The sequence below is a fragment of the Tamlana sedimenti genome, assembly GCF_038148895.1.
Taxonomy (GTDB): Bacteria; Bacteroidota; Bacteroidia; order Flavobacteriales; family Flavobacteriaceae; genus Tamlana.
On record NZ_JBBVGQ010000006.1, the window covers coordinates 142044 to 158528 of the forward strand.

16 protein-coding genes are annotated in these 16485 nt (G+C 37.5%); 8 read left to right on the forward strand and 8 right to left on the reverse strand.

Annotated features, from left to right (window positions below; genetic code table 11):
* Position 1 precedes the first annotated feature (1 nt).
* On the forward strand, positions 2–1660 hold the full coding sequence (locus WJN01_RS14190; RefSeq protein ID WP_445197821.1) for an alpha-amylase family glycosyl hydrolase: 1659 nt from the start codon (positions 2–4) through the stop codon (positions 1658–1660).
* A 3-nt stretch (positions 1661–1663) separates the two neighbouring features.
* Here WJN01_RS14190 and WJN01_RS14195 read toward each other — a convergent pair whose 3' ends face one another.
* Positions 1664–2698: a LacI family DNA-binding transcriptional regulator gene (locus WJN01_RS14195; protein WP_445197822.1), complete on the reverse strand. Its 1035-nt coding sequence runs from the start codon at positions 2696–2698 to the stop codon at positions 1664–1666.
* 165 nt (positions 2699–2863) lie between these two features.
* Between WJN01_RS14195 and WJN01_RS14200 the strand changes: the two genes are divergently transcribed.
* The 4 genes from WJN01_RS14200 (at position 2864) to era (ending at position 6518) form a co-directional block, all read left to right on the forward strand.
* Complete coding sequence (locus tag WJN01_RS14200) at positions 2864–3910, forward strand: PfkB family carbohydrate kinase (RefSeq protein ID WP_445197823.1); 1047 nt, start codon at positions 2864–2866, stop codon at positions 3908–3910.
* Between the two features lie 92 nt (positions 3911–4002).
* The gene (locus tag WJN01_RS14205; RefSeq protein WP_445197824.1) at positions 4003–4674 is read left to right on the forward strand and encodes a bifunctional 4-hydroxy-2-oxoglutarate aldolase/2-dehydro-3-deoxy-phosphogluconate aldolase; all 672 of its coding nucleotides are present in this window, start codon (positions 4003–4005) and stop codon (positions 4672–4674) included.
* 148 nt (positions 4675–4822) lie between these two features.
* On the forward strand, positions 4823–5515 hold the full coding sequence (gene bamJ, locus WJN01_RS14210; RefSeq protein ID WP_445197825.1) for a BamJ family beta-barrel-assembly machinery protein: 693 nt from the start codon (positions 4823–4825) through the stop codon (positions 5513–5515).
* Between the two features lie 121 nt (positions 5516–5636).
* The gene (gene era / locus WJN01_RS14215) at positions 5637–6518 is read left to right on the forward strand and encodes a GTPase Era (protein ID WP_445197826.1); all 882 of its coding nucleotides are present in this window, start codon (positions 5637–5639) and stop codon (positions 6516–6518) included.
* Here the strand turns inward: era and WJN01_RS14220 are convergent.
* Positions 6515–7015 carry a GTP-binding protein gene (locus WJN01_RS14220; protein ID WP_445197827.1) on the reverse strand — a complete coding sequence of 167 codons (501 nt, stop codon included), beginning with the start codon at positions 7013–7015 and terminating at the stop codon, positions 6515–6517. The two genes, era and WJN01_RS14220, sit on opposite strands and share 4 nt — an antisense overlap.
* Positions 7016–7180: 165 nt before the next feature.
* On the opposite strand from WJN01_RS14220, the gene der reads away from it, so the two are divergent.
* Both der and WJN01_RS14230 read left to right on the forward strand, forming a co-directional pair.
* Complete coding sequence (der, locus tag WJN01_RS14225; RefSeq protein WP_445197828.1) at positions 7181–8485, forward strand: ribosome biogenesis GTPase Der; 1305 nt, start codon at positions 7181–7183, stop codon at positions 8483–8485.
* Positions 8486–8565: 80 nt separating this feature from the next.
* A complete protein-coding gene (locus WJN01_RS14230) occupies positions 8566–9570 on the forward strand; it encodes a sugar kinase (protein ID WP_445197829.1) in 1005 nt (334 codons plus the stop codon).
* A gap of 181 nt (positions 9571–9751) precedes the next feature.
* Here WJN01_RS14230 and WJN01_RS14235 read toward each other — a convergent pair whose 3' ends face one another.
* The 6 genes from WJN01_RS14235 to WJN01_RS14260 form a co-directional block, all read right to left on the reverse strand.
* A complete protein-coding gene (locus WJN01_RS14235; protein WP_445197830.1) occupies positions 9752–10327 on the reverse strand; it encodes a toxin-antitoxin system YwqK family antitoxin in 576 nt (191 codons plus the stop codon).
* A gap of 60 nt (positions 10328–10387) precedes the next feature.
* Positions 10388–11236 carry a TPM domain-containing protein gene (locus WJN01_RS14240; RefSeq protein WP_445197831.1) on the reverse strand — a complete coding sequence of 283 codons (849 nt, stop codon included), beginning with the start codon at positions 11234–11236 and terminating at the stop codon, positions 10388–10390.
* Between the two features lie 8 nt (positions 11237–11244).
* Positions 11245–11682: a TPM domain-containing protein gene (locus WJN01_RS14245; protein WP_445197832.1), complete on the reverse strand. Its 438-nt coding sequence runs from the start codon at positions 11680–11682 to the stop codon at positions 11245–11247.
* Positions 11683–12270, reverse strand: a complete 588-nt coding sequence (locus WJN01_RS14250; RefSeq protein WP_445197833.1) for a LemA family protein — start codon at positions 12268–12270, stop codon at positions 11683–11685.
* A 91-nt stretch (positions 12271–12361) separates the two neighbouring features.
* Positions 12362–12691 (reverse strand): MerR family transcriptional regulator, encoded by a 330-nt coding sequence (locus tag WJN01_RS14255; RefSeq protein ID WP_445197834.1) that lies wholly within the window; start codon positions 12689–12691, stop codon positions 12362–12364.
* The gene (locus tag WJN01_RS14260) at positions 12691–13662 is read right to left on the reverse strand and encodes a M23 family metallopeptidase (protein ID WP_445197835.1); all 972 of its coding nucleotides are present in this window, start codon (positions 13660–13662) and stop codon (positions 12691–12693) included. The genes WJN01_RS14255 and WJN01_RS14260 overlap by 1 nt, the downstream gene beginning before the upstream one ends.
* 184 nt (positions 13663–13846) lie before the next feature.
* Between WJN01_RS14260 and alaS the strand changes: the two genes are divergently transcribed.
* Complete coding sequence (alaS, locus tag WJN01_RS14265; protein ID WP_445197836.1) at positions 13847–16459, forward strand: alanine--tRNA ligase; 2613 nt, start codon at positions 13847–13849, stop codon at positions 16457–16459.
* The last annotated feature ends 26 nt before the right edge of the window (positions 16460–16485 follow it).

Below are 16485 nucleotides of genomic sequence, written 5' to 3' on the forward strand. Positions count from 1 at the left end.
CATGCGAAGAATCTTTCTGCTTTTGGTACTGGCTATCTTCTTTTTTAGTTGCAAGGAAAAAGAAGTAAAAGAAATGACAAAACAAACGGGAACCCCTTTTGTATGGGAAGGAGTCAATGTATATTTTTTGCTAGTAGATAGATTTTACAATGGAGATAAAACAAACGATGTAAATTTTAACAGAACTGGGGAAACAGGCAAACTTCGTGGCTTTGAAGGAGGTGACATAAAAGGTGTAACCCAAAAAATTAAAGACGGTTATTTTACCGGTTTAGGAATAAATGCCATTTGGATGACCCCAATTGTAGAACAGATTCATGGGGGCACAGATGAGGGCACTGGTATGAGTTATGGTTTTCACGGATATTGGGCTAGTGATTGGACGGCTATAGATCCAAATTTTGGGACAAACGAAGACCTGCTAGAATTAGTTGAAACAGCCCATAAACATGGTATTCGAATTTTATTGGATGCCGTTATAAACCATACAGGGCCTGTAACTGATGATGATACGGTATGGCCAGAAACATGGGTGCGAACCCAACCACAATGCGATTATAGTTCTTTTGAATCCACAGTTACCTGTACATTGGTGAAAAACCTTCCGGATATCAAGACTGAAAGTAATGAGCCTGTTGACTTACCTCCGCAGTTGATTGAAAAATGGAAGAAAGAAGGACGATACGAACAAGAAATTGCCGAGTTAGATGCTTTTTTTGAACGAACAAATTACCCAAGGGCACCAAGATTTTACATCATGAAATGGCTAACCGATTATATAACAGAATTTGGTATTGATGGCTATCGGGTGGATACAGTGAAACATACAGAGCCCTATGTTTGGCAAGAATTTAAAGACCAATGTGATTTTGCCTTTGCTAATTACAAAAAGAACAACCCAGAAAAGGTTTTGGATGATAACAATTTTTATTTGGTTGGTGAGGTTTACAATTATAACATTTCTGCAGGAAAGGCTTTTGATTTTGGAGATAAAAAGGTGAACTATTTTGACGATGCTTTTCAGGGTTTGATAAATTTTGAAATAAAATGGAATGCTGCCCAGCAACCTATAGAAGGCATGTTTAAGAAATATTCAGATATCTTGAATTCAGAATTAAAAGGTTATGGCGTGTTAAACTATTTAAGCTCCCATGACGATGGCGAACCATTTGATGCTGCTCGTAAAAAACCTTATGAAACAGCAATAAAGTTATTGTTGTGCCCCGGAACATCCCAAGTTTATTACGGTGATGAGTCTGCACGTTCATTGGTGATTGAAGATACTGAAGGTGATGCCACGTTGCGTTCATTTATGAATTGGGATGCCATAGCAAACAATGACAAAACGATTGAAATTTTGGCCCATTGGCAGAAACTTGGGCAGTTCCGTGCAAATCATCCTTCAATTGGAGCAGGGATACATCAAATGTTAACCGAGAATCCTTATGTGTTTTCTCGAAGCTTTTCAAAAAACGGTTTAGATGATAATGTTATTATAGGTTTAAACCTCCAAAAGGGAAATAAGGTTATTGACGTTTCGAAAGTATTTAAGGAAGGAGAAGAAATACGTGATGCATATTCTGATTTAACTTCAACTGTTCAAAATGGGAGAATAGAAATTAGTTCCCCATACAACTTAATGTTATTGGAAAAACTGTAAACGTTATTCAACCTTTTCAATATTTGAAGAATCCCGAACAACTAATTCGGCTTCTAAGATAATTTTGTTCAAAGATTGCTTAATAACAGGTTCTTTGGTGTAATCTAAAAATTTCAGTGCAGCCTGTTTTCCAATTTCTTCACTATGTTGGTTTACGCTGGTAATGCTTGGTGTAACCATTGAAGTAAATGGCTCATTGCCAAAGCCTACCAAAGCCATGTCTTGTGGAATTTTTATGTTTTGCTCATTTAGTATTTGCAAGGCACCTAAAGCAGCGTAGTCACTAGCTATGTAAACAGCATCTGGTCTGGTTTCCAAGCTCAAAAGTTGTGTCATTTTTTTGCGGCCATCTTCAATGGTCAGGCTACTCTCAATGAGCAATTCGTTGTCGAGTGGCAGATTGTGTTTTTTTAGTGCGTCAATGTAGCCTCTTATTCTGTTGTTAAAAATTCGGGTATGCCTATAACCGCCTATGTGTGCAATTCTTTTGCATCCTTGTTTGACCAAATGTTCAACTATCATTTGACTGCTGTCGTAATCGTTTATGCCTATATAATCTACGTTGAGGTCATTTTCACCACGGTCAAATAAAATTAAAGGAATGCCTTTGGATTTAATTTTTTCATAGTAGGTCAAATCTATTGTTTCATTCGCCATGGAAGCTATAATACCATCAACTTGCGTGAATAGGAGCGTATCAATATTATCGCATTCCTTTTTATAGGACTCGTTGGACTGAGTCATAACAATATTGTACCCTTCTTTATTGAGCACTTCCTCAATATTTTGAATAACCGAAGAAAAAAAGTGGCTGTTGGTTCGGGGCACAATAACCCCAACCAAGTTGCTTTTCCCTTTTCGTAAGGCACTAGCAAGATGGTTGGGCTGATAATTCAGGTTTTTGGCAACCTGTCTTACCGCTTGCTTGGTCTTTTCGCTGATACGTGAGTCATCATTTAAAGCCTTAGAAACCGCGGCAGTAGAAATATTTAAGACGTTGGCAATATCTTTTATGGTTGTTTTTCTTTTAATATTCAATTTTTTTATATCTTTGCTTAATCGTTTAAACAAATATAGGGCGATAAATTTTATAATCAAAACCTATTTAATATCAAATACTTTGTGTGGTTTTGATTTTTGTTCAACTATATGCTTAATCGTTTAACCAGTTAAAAATATTTAAAACTAAATACAATTCAAAAGATGAAAAAAGTAGTAACTTTTGGGGAGATTATGCTTCGTTTGGCTCCTCAAGGATTTTTAAGATTTTCTCAAGCCGACAATTTTGATGTTGTTTATGGTGGTGGAGAATCTAACGTTGCCGTGTCATTGGCCAATTATGGTGTGCCTGTAGACTTCGTAACGCGTTTGCCTAAAAACGATATAGGTGAATGTGCTATGATGGAAATGCGCAAAAGAGGCGTTGGTGTAGATAAAATTGTTTGGGGTGGTGATCGCCTTGGTATTTATTTCTTAGAAACTGGTGCGGTGTCAAGAGGTAGTAAAGTAGTATATGATAGGGCTTATTCTTCAATGTCTACCATCCAATCTGGTATGATTGATTGGGAAGAGATTTTTGAAGGTGTTGAGTGGTTTCACTGGACAGGTATTACGCCAGCTATTTCACAAAGCTCAGCCGATGTTTGCTTGGAAGCTGTTAAAGTGGCTAGCAAGAAGGGTGTTACGATTTCAACCGACTTAAATTATCGTGCAAAACTTTGGAAATATTGCGATGCAGCAAAAAGAGAACAAATAATGACCGAACTAACATCATATTGTGATGTGGTTTTGGGTAACGAAGAAGATGCGGAAATGCACTTTGGTATTAAACCGGAAGGCCTTGCGGTTCAAACGCATGGACACGATGTAAAAGCTGAAGCATTTTTGTCAGTTTGTAAGCAAATGATGGAAAAATTCCCAAGAGCTAAAAAAGTAATTACAACTTTAAGAGGTTCTATCTCTGCTTCACATAATACTTGGGCGGGTGTTTTATATGATGGAAAGAAAATGTATGAAACCCGTCAGTATCAAATCACAGACATCGTTGATAGAGTAGGTGGTGGAGATTCATTCATGGGAGGTTTAATCTACGGATTATTGAAATATCCTGAAGATGACCAAAATGCATTGGATTTTGCCGTTGCCGCATCTTGCTTGAAACACACCATAAAAGGTGATGCTAACTTGGTAACTGTTGCCGAGGTTGAAAAATTAATGGGTGGCGACGCTTCTGGTCGTGTGGCTAGATAAAAATTTAATAGTTTAGTTGTTGAGATGTTAAGTCGTTAAGCCAGTTTACAGTTCAACAAATAAGCAATTCAACAAATAAACATTTATATAAAATGGCACAATTTTCAAGATTAGAAGTAGCTCAGGCTATGAAAGATACAGGAATGATTCCTTTGTTTTTCCACGGAGATATTGACTTAAGCAAAAAAGTATTAAAGGCATGTTACGATGGTGGCGCCAGATTAATGGAGTTTACCGCGCGCGGCGATTTTGCCCATGAAGTTTTTGGGGAATTAACAAAATACGCCATAAAGGAACTTCCTGGTATGATAATGGGTGTTGGTTCTGTTACTGATGGTGCAGCGGCTTCACTTTATATGGCTTTGGGTGCAAACTTTATCGTTACGCCTGTTTTAAGGGAAGATATTGCAATAGCTTGTAACCGTAAAAAAGTACTTTGGTCTCCTGGTTGTGGAAGTTTAACAGAAATAGCACGAGCCGAGGAATTGGGTTGCGAAATTGTTAAATTATTCCCTGGTGACTTATACGGCCCAAAATTCATTAAAGGTATTAAAGGGCCACAACCTTGGACAAGCATTATGCCTACCGGAGGGGTTTCTCCAGACGAAGCTAACCTAAAAGGTTGGTTTGATGCTGGTGCAACTTGTGTTGGTATGGGCTCTCAATTGATTTCAAAAGAAATCATTGCCAATAAAGATTATGCAAAACTGGAGCAGGATGTAAAAGATGCTTTGGCTATTGTTAAAAAGGTTAGAGGTTTTTAATCAGATTCCTTCGTTAAAAACTTGTTAAACTTAAAAACCTTCTCGGGATTCGGGAAGGTTTTCCTTTTTTTACTCACTTTAAATTTGTTACATTTGGCATCGCGAAAAAAACAACTTTATAAAAACAATAATTCAAAAAATGAAAATAATGAAATTTTTAAGTCTAGTGGCGTTCGTACTGATTATGGTATCATGTAACAAAAATGGCGTATCGAACGAACCATTAAAAACTGAGTTGGATTCTGTAAGTTATGCTATCGGTTTAGATGTGGCTAATAATGTTAAAAGGAGCTTTGATGAGTTTGATAACGATTTATTCATTCAAGGTTTTATAAATGGTTCTGATTCTACAAACCTTCAAATTGACCAAGCTAAGGCACAACAATTAGTTAGGGCGTACTTCCAAAAGAAACAACAGGAAGAAATGGCAAAAAGAAAAGAAGAAGGTGAAAAAAATAAAGCAGAAGGCGAAAAATTCTTAGCTGAAAACAAAACAAAAGATGGCGTTCAGACTACCGAAAGCGGTTTGCAGTACATCGTTTTAAAAGAAGGAACAGGGGCACAACCAACTGCAACTTCTAAAGTAAAAGTACATTATCATGGCACTTTATTGGACGGTACTGTGTTTGATAGCTCCGTTGATAGAGGTGAGCCTACAGAGTTTGGCGTAAACCAAGTTATTAAGGGATGGACAGAAGGTTTGCAATTAATGAAAGAAGGCGCAAAATACAAGTTCTTTATTCCTCAGGATTTGGCTTATGGTGCCAATCCAAGACCGGGCGGTGTTATTAAGCCTTACGCAACATTAGTTTTTGATGTTGAACTTTTAGAAGTTAAGTAACATACCATATATTAAATGAGTTTAAAAGCAGGAAGTTTATCTTTCTGCTTTTTTTGTTTTCAATTTTTATGGAAGAATAAGTTTTTCAAGTTGTAAATTTGCAGCAAGTAAAATCAAGTAAATGAGCCATAAAGCAGGTTTTGTAAATATTATAGGCAACCCAAACGTGGGCAAGTCAACCTTAATGAATGCCTTTGTGGGTGAAAAACTTTCCATTATCACTTCAAAGGCACAGACCACACGCCATAGAATTTTGGGCATTGTAAATGGAGATGATTTTCAAGTGGTTTTAAGCGACACGCCGGGTATTATAAAACCGGCTTACGAATTGCAGGAATCCATGATGGATTTTGTGAAATCCGCCTTTGAGGATGCTGATGTTTTATTGTACATGGTTGAAATTGGTGAGCAAGAACTGAAGGACGAAGCCTTTTTTAATAAAATAACCAGTTCCAAAATTCCTATTTTATTGTTGTTGAATAAAATGGATAAATCCAATCAAGAGCAATTGGAAGAGCAAGTTCAGCTTTGGGCAGAGAAAGTTCCCAATGCCGAGATTTTTCCAATTTCGGCGTTAACAGGTTTTAACGTAAAAGAAGTGTTTAACCGTATTCTTGATTTGCTTCCTGAATCACCTCCGTTTTATCCAAAAGACCAACTGACAGATAAACCAGAACGTTTTTTTATAAATGAAACCATTCGCGAAAAAATCCTTCTTCATTATAAAAAAGAAATACCTTATGCCGTTGAGGTTGAAACTGAAGAGTTTTTAGAGGAAGAAAAAATTATAAGGGTGCGAACGGTAATAATGGTAGAGCGTGAAACCCAAAAAGGGATTATTATTGGCCACAAAGGCAGCGCGTTAAAACGTGTTGGAATTGAGGCCAGAAAAGACTTGGAAACCTTCTTTGGAAAACAAATCCACATTGAGCTTTATGTAAAAGTGAACAAAAATTGGCGCAGCAACCAAAACCAGCTGAAACGTTTTGGGTATAACAATTAATCTTTTCTGTCTAAAACACCATTCATAAAATCATTCAATTCAAGCATATCTTTTTTACTGGATGCTTTGCCAATGCTTCCCGCAAAATATAATGCAATCCAGATAACGACCATCAAAAACATAACGCTCAATTGCACGGCATAACTTTGTTTTAAAGACCAATTTGAGTATGCCCAAATGCCAAATGCCACAAAAACAAGGGCTACAATAAAGTGAAGGAACATAAAAAGTGTCCAGACAGTTGGGTTTGGACCAAACAAACCATGAAGCATGCAAGATTCTTTGGTTACTTCATTAATTTCCAAATGCAATTGTGGTGACCAAAAATGCTGTTTTGCCTTCGGGAATTTTATAAAAACATGGTCGTCAATTCTACTAACAATAAAATCAGATTGTGCAGTTTTGGCTTCCTCAAAGTCCTTTAAAACCGCTTCATTACTTCTTGGGAGTTCAAACTTAAAGCGCGGCCTTAAAACAATATCATTTGGTAATGCCATTAATTTAGTTTTAGGATAGTAAATTACTATTTTTTATTCAAAATTCTGGGTATTTTATTATTCTTCATAAAAAGGACGGTGCATTAGGATATTTGCTATTTTTGCACAAGTTTTCAGGTAAGCGTGTTGACAGTCAGCTTATCCAAAAACCATTAATTAAATATCATGAGCAATATTGTAGCTATAGTAGGAAGGCCAAATGTGGGTAAATCAACGTTTTTCAATCGTCTCATTCGACGTAGGGAAGCGATTGTTGATGCCGTAAGTGGAGTTACTAGAGACCGTCATTACGGAAAGACCGATTGGAATGGAAAGGAGTTTTCCTTAATAGATACTGGTGGCTATGTATTGGGAAGCGATGATGTTTTTGAAGCTGAAATTGATAAGCAGGTTGAAATTGCGATAGAAGAGGCTGATGCCATAATTTTTATGGTAGATGTTGAATCTGGCGTTACCGGAATGGACGAGGATGTGGCTAAATTGCTTAGAAAAGTTAAGAAACCTGTTTTTTTGGTGGTAAACAAAGTTGATAATGCCAAACGTGCCGAAGATGCCGTAGAGTTTTATGCATTGGGATTGGGTGAATATTTCACCATTGCCAGTATAAATGGAAGCGGTACGGGCGATTTGTTGGATGCTTTGGTTGAAGCCTTGCCTGAAAAAGAAGAGGTAGTTGAAGAAGAGTTACCAAGATTTGCCGTGGTTGGTCGCCCCAACGCTGGAAAGTCATCTTTTATAAATGCCTTAATAGGTGAGGATAGATATATTGTAACCGACATTGCTGGAACTACACGTGATTCCATTGATACCAAATATAACCGTTTTGGGTTTGAATTTAATTTGGTTGATACCGCGGGAATAAGAAAGAAGTCGAAGGTAAAAGAAGATTTAGAGTTTTACTCTGTAATGCGCAGTATTCGTGCCATTGAACACTGCGATGTGTGTTTACTGGTTTTAGATGCCAATAGAGGTTTTGACGGACAGGTGCAAAACATTTTCTGGCTGGCTGAGCGTAATAGGAAGGGTGTCGTGGTTTTGGTTAACAAATGGGATTTGGTGGAGAAAGACCACAAATCGGTTAAAGATTATGAAAAAGCAATCAGAAAACAAATGGAACCATTTACTGATGTACCTATTGTATTTATTTCGGCGTTGACCAAACAACGTATTTACAAAGCCATAGAAACCGCAGTTGAGGTCTATAAAAACCGAACCAAAAAAATTAAAACAAGTACGCTTAACGAGGTGTTTTTGCCATTAATTGAAAACTATCCGCCGCCAGCATACAAAGGCAAGTTTGTTAAAATAAAGTACATCATGCAATTGCCTACACCACAGCCACAATTTGCTTTCTTTTGTAATTTGCCACAATACGTTAAAGACCCTTACAAGCGTTTTCTGGAAAACAAGCTTCGCGAGAATTTCGATTTTACAGGTGTTCCGGTGAGTGTTTATATGAGGAAGAAGTAACGTCTTCACAAGAAAATCATTTTAAAATATAGTTTAATTATCGAGTATATTGGTTATTTTTATTCGCAAACAACCAAGATATGAGCCAGATTATAACCTTTGGGGAAGTGCTAATGCGCTTGTCGCCTTTCGGAAACAAAAAATTCATACAAGCCAATACCTTAGAATTTTATTTTGGAGGAACTGAAGTTAACGTGGGGCTTTCCATATCCAATTTTGGGGGTAATGTAAAGCACATCACGGCTATTTCGGATGATTTTATTGGAGATACGGCCATAGCTTATCTCAATAAATTTGATTTGGATACCACGGCCATTGTGCGCTCCAAAAACCCATTAGGTGTTTATTTTTTGGAGGTTGGTGCCGTGATGCGCCCAAGTTCTATTTCATATAATCGGGCACATTCAGCATTTTCTGAAATAAAGCCAAATATGGTTGATTGGGAAAGGGCGCTTAGAAAAGGTAGTTGGTTTCATTGGACGGGGATTACGCCGGCATTGACCCAAGGTGCTTTTGATACCTTAAAGGCGGGCTTGAAATTGGCAAGGGAAAAAGGTATGGAAGTATCGGCAGACCCGACCTATAGAAGTGGTTTATGGAAGTACGGTGCAAATCCTCGAGAGGCCTTAACAGAACTACTGCATTGCTCAACGGTTTTTATAGGTGGCATAAATGAAATTAATGAGGTTTTAGATACCAATTATGGCTACACAAATGAAGAATTTGTTGAGGCCAGTAAAAAACTTATGGAAGCGTTTCCGACCATCGATAAGGTTTTTGATAAAATAAGGACATCCATCAATTCGTCTTGGCATAAAATCAGGGCGAGGATGTGGAATGGTAAAGAGTTTAGGGAAACCGAGGATTTTGATATTACCCATATTGTAGACCGCATTGGTACTGGTGATGCCTTTGCAGCCGGATTGATTTATGGCTTGCAAAATTATGACGATTTTAAATCCATGCAATTTGCCAGTGCAGCCTGCGCTTTAAAACATACTTATGTTGGCGACGTTAATTATGCAACGACTGAAGAAGTTACAAGAATTTTGGATGGTAATGTAACTGGGCGTTTTACGAGGTAGCTATTCCCTCCTTGAGGAGGGCTAGGGAGGTGTTTTTTTACAACGCTATCGTGTTTGAGTAAGTTTAGCCGATTTTACAAGCGACTAACTTTATAAAATTGGAACGACCCATAGGAATATCCATAGGATTTTCCTAGTAGGTAGGAACCAAGAAATTGTTTTTAAACGGTGTTGACAATAGTTATTTTATTCTTTTTCCAAGTTTGTATTGTTTTCTGATTTCCGTTCCATCCTCTTTAAGACAATATTCTATTCCGTTCTTTTTTCCATTAATGTACTCACAACGAAAAGTCATTTTTTCACCACCGTCCCGATAACCTAATTCTATTCCGTTTTTTTTCTTATCCAGATATTGACAGCTATAGGAAATTTTCCCGTTTGTATATTGTTCTTTCAGTATTTTTATTCCATTATCATTGTAAGTGAAAATTTCAAAAATATCGCCCTGAAGATCATATTCATATCGTTTTGAAAGTACATAGGGTTTGTTTGGATTGAATTTAGTTTTGGAGGAAAGTCTTTTTTCTTTTCCATTAAAATATAAGTAGCTAAATAAAATAACACCATTTTTAAATTCTTCCTCATAAACTAGGTGTCCATTTGTCCGCTTTACTTGAGCGATTCCTGTAAAGAGTCCGTCATCAGTGACTTTATATACCAAATTGTTATCGATGTAAACTTCTTTCATACCAATTACTTCCTGTGAAATCAGTTTATTGAAAGTAAAAAGCATTAATAATACAAGGAAGTTTCTCATTTAATCATAATTATTGCCAACAACCCGTTAAGGGTATATTTTTTTGGATAGAAATAAATTTTACCAACCACCTGAAGCACCTCCACCGCCAAAGCCGCCTCCACCAAAGCCGCCTCCGAAACCACCGCCACCCGATGTCCATCCACCTCCGCCAGAGCTTCCGCCCCAACCAGATGAACCACGTCTGTAACTGCCGCGTCCCATATTGCTTAAAATAATGGCTTCCAACAAATCTTGTCCCGCAGAGCGATGGCCACGATTGCCACCACCGCCACGCCTATTTTTTGAAATGGATATAAGGATGATGATAAAAATAAAAATCAGTATGAAAATCAGCCCAACAGGAAAATCGTTTTTGCTGGACTGACGCGTGCCTTTATACTCACCATTTAAAACCTCAAAAATGGCATCAGCACCTCTATTTAATCCGCCATAATAATTCCCTTGTTTAAAATACGGAATAATGTCACGTTCAATAATACGTTTTGATAAGGCGTCGGTCAATAAATGTTCAATGCCATAGCCCGTGTTTATGGCAATTCTTCTATCGTTTTTGGCCAATAAAATTAAAATACCGTTGTCTTCTTTTTCTTGCCCAATGCCCCAAGCTTGGCCCCATTCCGCTCCAAGAAAATTTATGTTTTCACCGTTTGTGGAATTAATAATGGCGACAACAATTTGGGTTGACGTCGTATCTGAATATTTTACTAATTTTTGCTCTAAGCTATTTTTTTGCGAAGAAGAAAGCAAGCTAACATAATCATAAACACTGGTTTGAAAACTTGGCTTTTCTGGAATTTCAAACTGCCCATAGGAAACGTTTAAAAACAAAAAACCAACGAACAAAGAAAGAACAAGTCTTTTATAAGATTTATACTGCGATTGAAAACTGAAGACTGAAAACTCCATGATAAAACTTATCCTTTAGAAATTTCGTTTGATAGTTCGTTGGTGTCTGAATCCAAATATGGAAAGTGTGCTCTAAGTTGCTCGCCAGATTTTAAAATGCCTTCAATTAAGCCTTTTTTAAAGTGGCCTTTTTTAAAATGTGCTTGGATAACATCTTTGGTGCTGTTCCAAAAATCCTTTGGAACCACATTGTTGATGCCTTCATCACCATAAATTACAAAGGTTTTATCTTCAACGGCAACGTAAATCAACACTCCGTTTTGGAGTTTGGTATTGTCCATTTTTAGAAAATGAAAGACTTCCAAAGCACGATTTGTGGCATCGCCTTTGGCTGTTTTTTCAAGATGCACGCGTATTTCACCAGATGTATTTAACTCGGCTTGCCTTATGGCCTCAACAATTTCTTGTTCTTCGCCCTTAGTTAAAAAATCTTCAATTTTAGACATTTAAAATTCTACTTTTGGTACATTTTCACTGCCTGGAGCACTTTTAAATCTGGCCATTTCTTCAAAACCAAATAGGCCAGCCAACAATTTTCCTGGGAATTTTGTAGTGTAAATATCGTATGTGTTAACTGCGTCGTTGTAGCGATTGCGCTCTACGTTAATTCTATTTTCAGTGCCTTCAAGTTGCGATTGTAGTTCTTGAAAGCTTTTATCAGCTTTTAAATCTGGGTAGCGTTCTACGGTAACCAATAACCTTGACAAAGCACCGCTTAGACCTTGTTGTGCTTGCTGGAATTGCGCCATTTTTTCAGGCGTTAAATCATTCACATCAATTGTGGTTTTGGTGGCTTGGGCGCGTGCATTGATAACACCTTCCAAAGTCTCTTTTTCATGCGCGGCATAACCTTTAACGGTAGCCACCAAGTTTGGTATTAAATCGGCGCGGCGTTGATAGGCACTTTCTACATTGCTCCAAGCGGTTTTTGCATTGGCTTCATATTCTACAGCTGTATTGTTAAATCCTTTTCCCCAAGAATAGATTCCGAAGACCACTATGGCTACGATAATCCATGGTAAAAATTTCTTCATGATAATTTAGTTTAAAGATGTTTTTAAAAGTTATCTATAAGACACATTCTTTTTTGAAAAGTTACGTTTTAAAAACATTTTTTTTCAAAGATTAAAGATGTTCCTTTATTTTGATAAGTTGGTTTTTTATCTCCTCGAGTTTGCTGACGATTTCAAAATTGCTAAGGGCTTGTTTTTTTTCTTCCTTTAAATGTGTTTTTGCACCTTCTAAAGTAAAACCGCGTTCTTTTACAAGATGGTAAATGAACTTAAGGTTTTTGATGTCTTCTGGAGTGAATTTTCGGTTTCCTTTAGCGTTCTTTTTAGGCTTTAGCACATCAAATTCCTTTTCCCAAAAGCGAATTAATGAGGTGTTAACTCCAAAGGCCTTGGCAACTTCACCAATGCTATAATATCGTTTTTCTGGTAATTCTATGTGCATTAGTCTAAAGATTGGTTTTCAAGAGAAGCATGCTCCAGTAGTTTGTTGAATTCTTCTGCTGTTAAACTTCCGTAGTAGAAATTAATTGGGTTGATGCGGTTGTCATCCTTAAAAATCTCATAATGCAAATGTGGTGCTTCAGACCGTCCTGTGCTTCCTACAAAGCCAATAAGGTCACCCCTTCTTACCTTTTGGTTCTTTCTCACATTATACTTGTATAAATGGGCGTACAAGCTAGTGTAGCCATAACCATGGTCAATGCGAATGTGGTTTCCGTAACCCGTTGCACGGTTATCTGCTCTAACAACAACACCATCGCCACTGGCATAAACAGGAGTTCCGCGCGGTGCTGTAAAATCCATACCCCAATGCATTTTTCTTGCTTTTGTAAAGGGATCCGATCGCATACCGTAGCCAGATGCCATGCGCGTTAAGTCTTCGTTGCTTACGGGTTGAATGGCAGGAATGGCCGCCAACAGTTTTTCTTTTTCTGCAGCTAATACGGCGATTTCATCTAGAGACTTGGATTGAACAACTATTTGTTTTTGTAAAATATCCAAACGCTTGTTGCTTTCAATAATTAATTTAGAATTGTCAAAGCCTTCTAAGCTTTTATAGCGGTTAATACCGCCAAACCCAGCTCTACGTTGTTCTTCCGGAATTGGGTTTGCTTCAAAGTAAACTCGGTAAATGTTGTTATCTCGCTCAGCTACATTCGCCAAAACAGCCTCGGCCTGATCCATTTTTTTGTTGAGCAGTTCAAATTGCAATTTGGCATTTTCCAACTCTCTTTTCATAGCCCGTTCCTTTGGTGATTCTATATATTGGCCTGCAATAAAAACAAAGATAAAGGCAAAAAGTCCTGAAGCTAAAATAAAGAAAGAGGCATACTTAAAAGTTGTTCTTTTTTTGCGTTCAATCTTCCGGTATGAAAGTGTTTCAGGATCGTAGTAATATTTTACCTTACTCATTTCTTAAATTATACTATTTTTGCGCTTTGAAAACTTTAGTTGCAAAACGCGAATTTTGTAAAAAACGAACAAACCAATAAAATATTATAGAAATTGGTTTGGTTATTCAAAATTAGGGTGAGTAAAGATAAAAATTGTTTTGTAATTAGAGCCAAATAACCGAAAAGAGAATATTTTATATTTTATGAAGTCTCAAGACATCCGTTCTAAGTTTTTAAGTTTTTTTGAAGATAAAAAGCATACCATCGTGCCATCAGCCCCCATGGTTTTAAAGGACGACCCAACGTTAATGTTCGTAAACTCAGGCATGGCGCCGTTTAAGGAGTATTTTTTAGGCAATGCGCAACCAAAAAGTAACAGATTGACTGATAGTCAAAAGTGTTTGCGTGTTTCGGGTAAACATAACGATTTAGAAGAGGTTGGCTACGATACCTACCACCATACGCTTTTTGAAATGTTAGGGAACTGGAGCTTTGGCGATTACTTTAAGGAAGAAGCCATTGCTTGGGCTTGGGAATTGCTAACAGAGGTTTTTGGCATTGATAAAGATATTCTGTACGTGTCTGTTTTTGAGGGAAGTGAAGATGACAAATTAGGCATGGATACCGAGGCTTTTGAGATTTGGAAAAAATACATTTCAGAAGACCGCATTTTAAAAGGAAACAAAAAAGACAATTTCTGGGAAATGGGCGATCAAGGACCATGCGGGCCATGTAGTGAAATACATGTTGATATCCGTTCTAAAGAAGAAAAAGCCAAAACTCCAGGAAAGGATTTGGTAAACAAAGACCATCCACAAGTTGTGGAAATATGGAACCTGGTTTTTATGCAATACAATCGAAAAGCAAATGGAAGCCTTGAGGTTTTGCCCAATAAGCATATAGACACCGGAATGGGTTTTGAACGTTTATGTATGGTATTACAAGGGGTGCAATCCAATTACGACACCGATGTTTTTACGCCATTAATTAGAGAGATTGAAACTATTACCAACAAGAATTACGGCAAAAATGAAAAGACCGATGTTGCCATTCGCGTTATTGCCGATCATGTTCGTGCCGTGGCGTTTTCCATTGCAGACGGGCAATTGCCAAGCAATACAGGAGCTGGCTATGTAATACGCCGAATTTTACGTCGCGCCGTGCGTTACGGATTTACCTTTTTGGACAAAAAGGAACCATTTATTTACAGATTGGTTGATGTGTTGAGCGAGAAAATGGGACAAGCTTTCCCAGAAATAAAAACCCAAAAAGTATTGGTTGAAAGTGTCATTAAAGAAGAGGAACAATCCTTTTTAAGAACTTTAGATCAAGGTTTAGTGCTTTTAAATGGTATTGTTGAAGAAACAAAAGGTGATATTGTTTCTGGTGAAAAGGCTTTCGAACTGTATGACACTTATGGTTTCCCCATAGACTTAACGGCTTTGATTCTTTCCGAAAAGGGAATGAAGCTTGACGAAAAGGGATTTAAGGAAGAACTTCAAAAACAAAAAGATCGTTCTCGAGCTGCCAGTGAAATGAGCACGGACGATTGGACGGTTTTAAGCGAAGATTTTGAGGAAGAATTTGTGGGCTATGACACGCTTGAGGCCAAAGTTAAAATAACTCGGTACCGAAAAGTGACTTCCAAAAAGGATGGAGATATGTACCAATTGGTATTCAACATCACCCCATTTTACCCCGAAGGTGGTGGCCAAGTGGGAGACAAAGGTTATTTGGAAGATAGTCATGGCGGTGTAATCTACATTCTGGACACCAAAAAGGAAAATAACGTGATTATCCATTTTTCAAAAGAGTTACCAAACCATATCAACGAAACATTTAAGGCGGTGGTTGATGCCAAAGTTCGTTACAGAACTGAATGCAACCATACGGCAACACATTTGTTGCACCAAGCTTTACGGGAAGTTTTAGGAACTCATGTGGAACAAAAAGGTAGTGCGGTAAATGCTCGACATTTACGTTTTGATTTTTCGCATTTTTCAAAATTGACAGTTGAAGAATTGCGCGATGTTGAGGATTTTGTAAACCGAAGGATTGAAGGGAAATTACCTTTGGAAGAAAAGCGAAATATTCCAAAAGAAGAAGCTATTGCCGAAGGTGCTATGAGTTTATTTGGTGAAAAGTATGGCGATACTGTTCGGGCTATCCGTTTTGGAAAATCAATCGAGCTTTGTGGGGGTACACATGTTAAGAACACTTCAGATATTTGGCATTTTAAAATTGTTTCAGAAGGCGCCGTTGCGGCAGGTATTCGACGTATAGAGGCTATAACCAATGATGCCGTTAAAGACTTTTATTTTGAAAATAACCGAGCGTATTTTGAGATGAAAGATTTGCTCAACAATGCAAAAGAACCTGTTAAGGCACTTCAAAATTTACAGGAAGAAAACGCCAATTTAAAAAAGCAAATTGAGAGCCTTTTAAAAGATAAAGCTAAAAATATTAAAGGTGAACTTAAAAGTGAGTTGACTGAAATTAACGGTGTTCAATTTTTGGCCAAAAAATTAGATTTAGATGCTGTAGGATTAAAAGATGTCGCTTTTGAACTGGGCAGCCAGTTTAATAATTTGTTTTTGTTGTTCGGAAGTGAACAAGATGGAAAGGCGCTTTTAACCTGTTACATTTCAAAAGGATTGGTTGCTGAAAAAGGTTTGAATGCAGGGCAAGTGGTGAGGGAGTTAGGCAAGCTAATCCAAGGTGGTGGTGGCGGCCAACCATTTTTTGCGACTGCGGGTGGTAAAAATCCTGATGGTATTGATGTGGCATTAGAAGCGGCTCTCACTTATATTAAATAATCTCGCGAAGACGCAAAATCGCAAAG